Annotated in this window: 2 protein-coding genes; one reads left to right on the top strand and one right to left on the bottom strand. The window is 58.7% G+C overall.

Going from position 1 to position 2,258, the window contains the following annotated elements; translation table 11 throughout:
• Positions 1–1,568 (top strand): DUF3418 domain-containing protein (locus WCA53_RS06655; RefSeq protein ID WP_423907166.1); only part of this gene is annotated, 1,568 nt, incomplete at its 5' end.
• A 70-nt stretch (positions 1,569–1,638) separates the two neighbouring features.
• On the opposite strand, the gene WCA53_RS06650 is transcribed toward WCA53_RS06655, so the two are convergent.
• A complete protein-coding gene (locus tag WCA53_RS06650; protein WP_423907163.1) occupies positions 1,639–2,205 on the bottom strand; it encodes an outer membrane protein assembly factor BamE in 567 nt (188 codons plus the stop codon).
• Positions 2,206–2,258 lie beyond the last annotated feature (53 nt).

Raw genomic sequence — 2,258 nt, 5'->3', positions numbered from 1 at the left:
TGCCAAAAGGCATTCATACCGGCGCGGCTTTCGAGCGCTGGTATCGCGACGAAGAGAGGAAGGACGCCCGCGCGCGCTTGCTATTCCTCTCGCGTGACGACCTGATGCGCCATGAAGCCGCAGGCATCACCACCGATCTGTTCCCGAAGCGCATGACGATGGCCGGCATTGAAATGACGCTGACCTATCATTTCGAACCGGGTTCTCCCCGCGATGGCGTGACCCTGACCGTGCCGCTATTCGGCCTGAACCAGGTCGATGCACGCCGTTCCGAGTGGCTTGTCCGCGGCATGTTGAAGGAAAAGATACAGTTGCTGTTGAAGTCGCTGCCACAGAAGTTGCGGCGGCATCTCGTGCCATTGCCTGAGTTTTCGGCGGGCGTGGTCGAGCGGCACAGCGGCAAGACCTTCGGCGCGGGCGGTTTGCTTGAAGCGTTGATCGCGGACATTCGCGAGCAAACGCAGATCGCGATGAAGTCGTCCGATTTCAAGCTGGAGACGCTGCCAGCCCATTTGTTCATGAACTTCAAGGTCATCGACGAACACGGGCGCCAACTTGCAATGGGTCGCAATCTGGCCCAGTTGCGAGCCGAACTTGGTGGACAGGCGCAGCAGCATTTTCAAAAGCTGGCAGCGGGCGCGACGTTGGATGGCGGTATCGATGTCGCATCGCCTGTCACACGCAGCGCCGCGCCGTCCGAATCGTCAAGCACCGCGCTGTACGAAAATCTCACCACCTGGGATTTCGGAAAGTTGCCGGAGTTGCTCGAAATTCGCCGGCGAGGGCAGACGCTTTTCGGCTATCCGGCGCTTGTCGATCGGCATACGCATTGCGACGTCGAAGTATTCGATTCGCCCGAAGAAGCCGCTCGCGTTCATCGAGCAGGCTTGCGTCGATTGTTCGCGTTGCAATTGCGCGAGCCGATTCGTTACCTTGAGCGCAGTCTCACCGGATTGCGCGAGATGTCGATGCAATATATGGCGCTCGGCACGCAGGAAGAGCTGCGCGACCAGATCATTGAAACGGCGCTGGATCGCGCGTGTTTGCAAGACCCGCTTCCCGACGACGATATGGGTTTCTTCACGCGGCGGGACCAGGGGAAAAGCAGGCTGACCTTGCTCGCACAGGAAATCGCGCGTCTCGGCGGGCTGATCTTGATTGAATATGCGGCGGTCGCGAAGAAGTTGACGCAGGTCAAGTCACTCGGCGCGCCTTACGTGGATATGATCGCGCAGTTGAACGCGCTGGTTGGGAAGCGCTTTGTTATCGATACGCCGTATACGCAGTTATCGCACTTTCCGCGTTATCTAAACGCGATGGCGTTACGCGTCGACAAGTTGAAGGCCGATGCGGTTAGAGACGCGCGATTGTCCGCGGAAATCGCGCCGCTGCTGCAAAATTTTCAGCGGGCGATCGCCCAACGCGGTGGCGTGGCAGATGCGCGATTGAGCGAATATCGATGGCTGCTGGAAGAGTTGCGGGTGTCGCTATTTGCGCAGGAACTTCGCACGCCGATGCCGATTTCGGTCAAGCGCTTGTATAAGGTGTGGGAATCGATGCAGCGGTAAGAGGGGGCGGCTTAGGTGAAGCGCGAGAACGGGTCGATCGACCCGCCTCGCGCTTTTTAATTTCGAAGCCTTAATTCGACGCGTCAGCCTTCGTTTCTACGCTTTCCACCGTCAACGGCGTTGCGACAATAACATTCGCGGCTGTCGGTTGATATTTCAGCCATTTTCCATCGGTCAGCGACTCCACGTTGTCACCGCACTTACGATAGAAGTTGCGGGCCGTGTCTTGGGCCGTGAACACGGCTTTCAACTGGCACACCATTTGCGGCGCCCCGGCTTCGTTCGTGACATTCAACACGTAATCCCATTCACGAACGCCGAAGAATCCTTCCTGAAATTGCGGGCGCCCCAGAAGCCCGGCGACCTGGCCTTTGTTCATACCCGGCCTGAGCTTGCGCAACGCCTCGGTAAACGGATAGCTGCCGCCGGCGGGCTGGGCCGATTCGATGGAGGGGAAGACGAGTTGGTCGTTTGCGCCATCGGTGGACAGGCGGCTTCCCGTGCCGCAGCCCGCCAATAGCAAGGCTGCTGCAAGCGTAGCGGCGCAAGGCAGCGCGCGCGATGAATTGCGGAGTGTGAAGTTCATCTGTTGATCTAAGTCCGTTGTTTTCGTTGATACGGTGTCGCGGGCTTTCATGCCCGCCCGCGACATCACCTCTGGATGACCGTACTGAATTACCAGTGCATGCC

The organism is Caballeronia sp., from assembly GCF_049581465.1.
GTDB lineage: Bacteria > Pseudomonadota > Gammaproteobacteria > Burkholderiales > Burkholderiaceae > Caballeronia.
The sequence above is the reverse complement of the archived record's forward strand: the minus strand, read 5'-3'. Positions and strand labels throughout refer to the sequence as shown.